Raw genomic sequence first — 6414 nt, 5'->3', positions numbered from 1 at the left:
GCGCGGACCTCGACCCCCCCCCCCGCGAGTTTGGGCGGCGCCGGATTCTTTATCTACGCGGGCGGGCCCCCCGCCCACTTCGCCGTCCGTCCACCCGCCGCTCTGCACGCCCCTGCTCCGAACCCCCTCAGATCTGCTCGATCCTGATTGTTCCTGCCGTGCTCTTGTCAGAACTGAGCAGAGCCCCGTACAACTGATCCCGCCGAGGCAACGCCGTTCACCATGCCCTGACCCCGAAGATCCCGTGAGGTCGAAGCGTGTCAACTCCCCTCCCCCGGTGGCTCCGTGCCGCCGTCGCCTGCTGCACGACGCTCGCCGCAGCGTCCACCGGAACGCTGCTGGCCCTCCCCGCGGCCGCCGCCGCACCCGCCCCGCCGGGCGCCGCCGCCCAGTACCCCGACTACGCCCCCACCCCGCCGATGGGCTGGAACGACTGGTCCTACTATCAGTGCGGGATCGACGAGAAGACGATCCTCGACAACGCCCACGCCCTGGTCACCACCGGGCTGGCGAAGAAGGGCTACGACACCGTCACCATCGACGACTGCTGGATGTCCCGACAGCGCGACGCCAAGGGCGCCCTGGTCGCCGACCCTGCCCTCTTCCCGGACGGCATGGCCTACGTCGGGCGCCAACTCCACCAGCTCGGGCTCAAGTTCGGCATCTACGAGGACGCCGGGACCAGCACCTGCGGCGGCTACCCCGGCTCGCTCGACCACTGGCAGCAGGACGCCGACCTGTTCGCGTCCTGGGAGGTCGACTACGTCAAGCTCGACGGCTGCAACGTCCCCACCAAGCCCGGCGAGACCGAGGAACAGAGCTACCGCGACACCTACACCGCGATGAGCACGGCCCTGCTCAACACCCACCGCCCGATCGTCTTCTCGATCTCCGCCCCCGCCTACTTCCAGGGCGCGGCGAACTGGGAGTCGGTGATCCGCTGGTCCGCCCAACTCGGCAACCTGTGGCGGGAGGGCGCCGACATCGCCCTCGGCCAGGCCCCCGGCCGCGAGAAGTGGGCCTCGATCAAGGACAACTACGGCTACAACGTCGGCCTGCCCGCGCTGCAACGACCGGGGCGCTGGAACGACCCCGACTTCCTGCTCGCCGGCGACTCCGGCCTCAGCCAGGACGAGATCCAGAGCCAGACCTCGCTGTGGGCGATGATGGCCGCGCCGCTGATCTCCAGCACCGACCTCACCCACCTCTCCCCCGCCGCGCTGGCCGTGCTCGGCAACGAGGACGTCATCGCCGTCGACCAGGACCGGCTCGGCGTCCAGGGCAAGGTCGTCCAGCACGACACCGGCTACGACGTGCTCAGCAAGCCGCTGGCCGGCGGGGACCGTGCGGTCGCCCTGTTCAACTCCTCCGACACCGCGCAGACCATCACCACCACCGCCGCCCGGGCCGGCCTGCCCTCCGCCACCGGCTACGCCCTCCACGACCTGGTGACCAAGCAGGTCACCGGGACGACCGGCGTGATCTCAGCGGACGTGCCGCCGCACGCCACCGTGCTCTACCGCGTCCACCCCGGCGCCACCCGCGGCGCGGCCCCCGCGACCGCCCTCACCTGGCAGGACATCAGCACGGCGGAGGCCCCCGGGACGTACCGGATCACCCTGGCCGACCACGGCGCCGTCCCGCTGAACGACACCCGGCTGCGGGTCACCGCCCCCGCCGGCTGGACCGTCACCCCCGCGACCACCGCCCTGCCCCGCGTCGAACCGGGCGGAACGGCCTCGGCCACCGTGACGGTGCACGGCCCGCAGGGCACCCCCGGGACGACGGTCACGGCCATCACCGCCACCGCGAGCTACCGGGCCCGGCCGACGGCCGTCGACACGGTCAGCGGCGACCGGACGATCGTGCAGACCGTGCCCTACCCCTCGCTGGCGGCCGCGTTCGACAACGTCGGCACCACCTCCGAGAGCGCCCCCGCCCCCGGCAACTTCGACGGCAACGGGGACAGTTACTCGACCCAGGCCCTGGCCGCCGCCGGCGCCACCCCGGGCGCCACCATCAGCGCCAACGGCCTCGACTTCACCTGGCCGTCCTCGGCCCCGGGCACCGCCGACAACGTGTCCGCCGCCGGCCAGCAGATCACCCTCACCGGCCAGGGCACCGCGCTGGGCTTCCTCGGCGCCGAAGCCGGCTTCACCGCCGGCACGGTCACCGTCACCTACACCGACGGCACCACCAGCACCGGCCAACTCGGCTTCCCCAACTGGTGCTGCTCCCCCACCGACGCCTACGGCGCGAAGACCGCCTTCACCACCGACCACCGCAACACCCCCACCGGCCCGGCCAACTACGGCACCACCTACGGCGTCTTCACCAACACCGTCCCCCTGACACCCGGCCGGACGATCCGCTCCATCACCCTCCCCGACGCCCCCGCGCTCCACGTCTTCGCCCTGACCGTCCAGCCCTGACCCTCCAACCCTGACCGCCGAAACCGTCACCGACCGGCCCCGACCGACTCCGGCCCGCCCCACCCGGCCCGCGGGAACCCACCCCCGCGGGCCGGGTTACGCTGACGGCCCCACCCCATCCGCCACCCCCAGGAACCGCACCGTGCCCGAGACCGCCGCCGAGACCACCCCCGCCCGGATCCGCTCGGCCGGCCTCTGGTTCCGCGACCACGCCGTGCTCATGGAAAGCCTCGCCGACATCGAGCTCTGGGGCGTGCCCGGCGGCGGCCTGGAGCCCGGCGAGTCCCTCACCACCGCCTGCGAACGGGAGTTCCTGGAGGAGACCGGCGTCGCCGTGCGGTGCGGCAGGCTCGCCGTCGTGGCGGACAGCTTCTTCCGGGACGACCGGGGCGAACTCCACCACGACGTCTGCTTCTACTTCCTCGTCGAACCCAGGCTCCCCGGCACCGCCGGCCGGCCCGGGATCAGCAGCAGGGAGGCCCAGTTGCAGTTCCGCTGGATCGATCTGCACGACCTCGGCTCGGTGAGGCTCGTGCCGGACTACCTGGCCGCCCTGCTCCCGGCCCTGCGCGATCACGCCGCGCCGGTGTTCCTCAGCTTCGACTGCCGGGCCACCGAGGAGTGAACCCGGGCCGGCGGGGGGGGGGGGGCGGGGGCCGGCGCCCCCGCCCCCCGCCGGCGCCGTGTCGTGTTACACTCCTTCTGACCCTCTCCCCCTCGCTGGCTCTCGCGGGGGGTGGGGGGCCTCCCCCACCCCCCCCCCCCCCACGGTCACCGCGGGTCAGCGGCGGGAGCGGCGGTCGCGGCGGGCCGCGATCAGGCTGCCACCGACCACCAGGAACACCACCGTCGCCAGCAGCGCCGCGAACGGGTTCCCGCTCCCGGTGGGCGGCAGCGGCGGCTTGCTGGTCGGGCTCGGGCTGGGCGTGTTCCGGACGGTGGTGGTGGTCGAGCAGTTGCCCGCCACCGCCCGGCGGGCCCCGTTGCCGCCCGAGCAGTTGGACCCGTCGGCGGTCAGCCGGTTGACCAGCGCCCTGCCGCCCGCGTCCGGCTTCACGGTGACGGTGTAGCTGAGCGTCTCCGTCGCCCCCGGCAGGAGGTCCAGCGTCCAGGTCAGCCGCGGCGCCGCGTAGGCCGTCCGTCCGCTGCTGGCACGGGCGTCGGCGTCGTACACCGCGCCGTCCAGCACCCCGGAGAGGTCGTCGGTGACGACGGCCCCGAGGTACGTGCCGCTGGCCCGGTTGGTCGCGGTGACCGTGTACGTCACGGTGTCACCGGCCTTCGGGTTCGCCGGGCTCGCCTGCTTGCTGAGCAGCAGGTCGTGCTGGACCGTGATCGGCTCGGTCGGCGTCGCCACCGCCGTGTGCGCGGTCGCGCTCGGATCCGGGCCGCCCGTCACCACCACCGTGTTGACCGGAACGGCCGTGGCGTTCGGGTCCAGCGTGCCGGTCAGCGTCCAGGACAGCGTCGCACCGACCGGGATCTCCACCGCCGGACAGGTCGCCGTCCCGTTCGCGACGGGGCACGGCGTCCCGTCGGCGTCGGCCGTCATCGACGCGTCGTTCACGCCGGCGGGCACCTCGTCCGTGACGACCACGTTGCGGGCCACCGAGGGCCCGTCGTTGGTCACGGTGACCCGCCACCGGATCTGCTGCCCGGCGACGACCGGGGAGGTCAGCAGCACCTTGGCGACGGTCAGCCGGGCCTGCCCCGAGGGCGAAGAGCTCGGCGAGGCGACCGCCGTGTGGGTCGGCGTACCCGGGTCGGGCCCACCGGTCACGGTGACCGTGTTGGTGGGCGTGACGGTCGCGGCCGGGTCGAGCGTGCCGCGCAGGGTCCAGGTCAGCGTCCGCCCGACCGGGATCTCCACCGCCGGGCAGGTCGCCGTCCCGTCCGCGACGGTGCAGCTCGCACCGCCGGGCCCGGTCATCGAGGCGCCGCTCACCCCGGCGGGCACCCGGTCCGTCACCCCGACACCGCGCGCCGTGGAGGGGCCGTCGTTGGTCACGGTCACCTGCCACTCGATCGGCGCCCCGGGCACCACCGGGTTGGTGACGAGGACCTTGGCGACGGTCAGCCGGGCCTGCGCCGACGGCGAGGAGCTCGGCGAGGCGACCGCCGTGTGGGTCGGCGTCCCCGGGTCGGGCCCGCCGGTCACGGTCGCCGTGTTGACCGGCGTGACGGTGGCACCGGCGTCCAGCGTGCCGGTCAGGGTCCAGGTCCGGGTGGCGCCGACGGCGATCCCGACGGCCGGACAGGTCACCGTCCCGTTCGCGATCGGGCAGGCGGTACCGTCGTCCGCCGTCATCGACGCGTTCAACACCCCGTCCGGCACCCGGTCGGTGACCACCACGTCACGAGCGACGGACGGCCCCAGGTTGGTGACGGTCACCTGCCACTCGATCCGCTGTCCGGGCACCACCGGGTCGGTGACCAGCACCTTGGCGACCGACAGGCGTGCCTCGGCCACCGGCCCGGTCGAGGGACTGGCCACCGCGGTGTGGGTGACGGTGCTCGGGTCCGGGCCTCCGGTGACGAGGGCCGTGTTGGTCGGCGTCACCGTGGCGGCGGGGTCGAGCGTGCCGGTCAGGGTCCAGGTCAGCAGCCCGCCGACCGGGATCTCGACGGCCGGGCAGGTCGCCGTCCCGTTCGCGATCGGGCACGCCGTACCGTCCTGCGCCGCCATCGAGGCGTTCAGCACCCCGGCCGGCACCTGATCGGTCACGACCACGTTCCGCGCCCGCGAAGGACCGTCGTTCGTCACACTGACCTGCCACTGGATCTGCCGGCCCGGAACCGCCGGGTCGGTCAGCAGCACCTTCGACACCGACAACCGGGCCTGCGGCTCGGGAGTGCCGCTGGGCGAGGCGGTGGCGGTGTGCACGGGCGTGCTCGGGTCGGGCCCGCCCGTGACGGTGACCGAGTTGGTCGGTGTGACGGTGGCGTCGGCGTCCAGTGTCCCGGTGAGCGTCCAGGTCACCGTGCCACCGGCCGGGATCTCGACGGCCGGGCAGGTCGCCGTCCCGTTCGCGATCGGGCAGGCGGTACCGTCCTGCGCCGCCATCGACGCATTCGACACCCCGGCCGGCACCTGATCGGTGACGACGACGTTCCGGGCTCGCGAAGGACCATTGTTCGTCACGCTCACCCGCCACTGGATCTGCTGACCCGGCACCACCGGGTTCGTCAGCAACACCTTCGACACCGACAGATTCGCCTGCGGCGACGGCGAGTTCGACGGCGAAGCCACCGCCGTGTGGGTCGGCGTACTCGGGTCCGGACCACCCGTCACGGTGACCGAGTTGATCGGCGTCACCGTGGCATTGGCATCCAGCGTCCCGGTAAGCGTCCAGGTCACCGTGCCACCGGCCGGGATCTCCACCGCCGGACACGTCGCCACACCACCCGAGACCGGGCAGGCAGTACCGTCCTGCGCCGCCATGGACGCGTTCGACACCCCGGCCGGCACCTGGTCGGTCACGACGACGTTGCGCGCTCGCGACGGCCCGTTGTTCGTCACGCTCACCCGCCACTGGATCTGCTGCCCCGGAACCACCGGATTCGTCAACAGAACCTTCGACACCGACAGATTCGCCTGCGGCGACGGCGAGTTGGTGGGAGACGCCACCGCCGTGTGCGCGGTCGCCGTCGGATCCGGACCGCCCGTCACCACCGCCGTGTTCGTCGGCGTCACCGTCGCGTCCGGCGCCAGCGTCCCGGTGAGCGTCCAGGTCACTGTGCCACCGGCCGCAATCTCCACCGCCGGACAGGTCGCCGTACCGTTCGCGATCGAGCACGCCGTACCGTCCTGCGCACTCATCGACGCGTTCAGCACCCCGTCGGGAATCCGGTCGGTCACGACCACGTTCCGCGCCCGCGAAGGACCATTGTTCGTCACGCTCACCCGCCACTGGATCTGCTGCCCCGGAACCACCGGATTCGTCAACAGAACCTTCGACACCGACAGATTCGCCTGCGGCGA

The 6414-nt window shown here is 73.0% G+C and carries 3 protein-coding genes; 2 read left to right on the top strand and 1 reads right to left on the bottom strand.

All coding sequences use genetic code 11. The annotated features are described in order from the left end of the window. The first annotated feature begins 257 nt into the window (after nucleotides 1-257). Entirely contained in the window at nucleotides 258-2432 is a 2175-nt protein-coding gene (locus ACFWXO_RS23670; protein ID WP_380525685.1) for an NEW3 domain-containing protein, read from the top strand. A gap of 142 nt (nucleotides 2433-2574) precedes the next feature. Beyond that, entirely contained in the window at nucleotides 2575-3057 is a 483-nt protein-coding gene (locus ACFWXO_RS23665; protein WP_380525684.1) for an NUDIX hydrolase, read from the top strand. Nucleotides 3058-3213: 156 nt separating this feature from the next. On the opposite strand, the gene ACFWXO_RS23660 is transcribed toward ACFWXO_RS23665, so the two are convergent. Then, nucleotides 3214-6366: a hypothetical protein gene (locus ACFWXO_RS23660; RefSeq protein ID WP_380525721.1), complete on the bottom strand. Its 3153-nt coding sequence runs from the start codon at nucleotides 6364-6366 to the stop codon at nucleotides 3214-3216. Nucleotides 6367-6414 lie beyond the last annotated feature (48 nt).

The sequence above is a fragment of the Kitasatospora sp. NPDC059088 genome (assembly GCF_042738155.1).
In the GTDB taxonomy this organism is placed as follows: Bacteria; Actinomycetota; Actinomycetes; order Streptomycetales; family Streptomycetaceae; genus Kitasatospora.
This window is presented reverse-complemented; position numbering and strand designations above follow the sequence as displayed.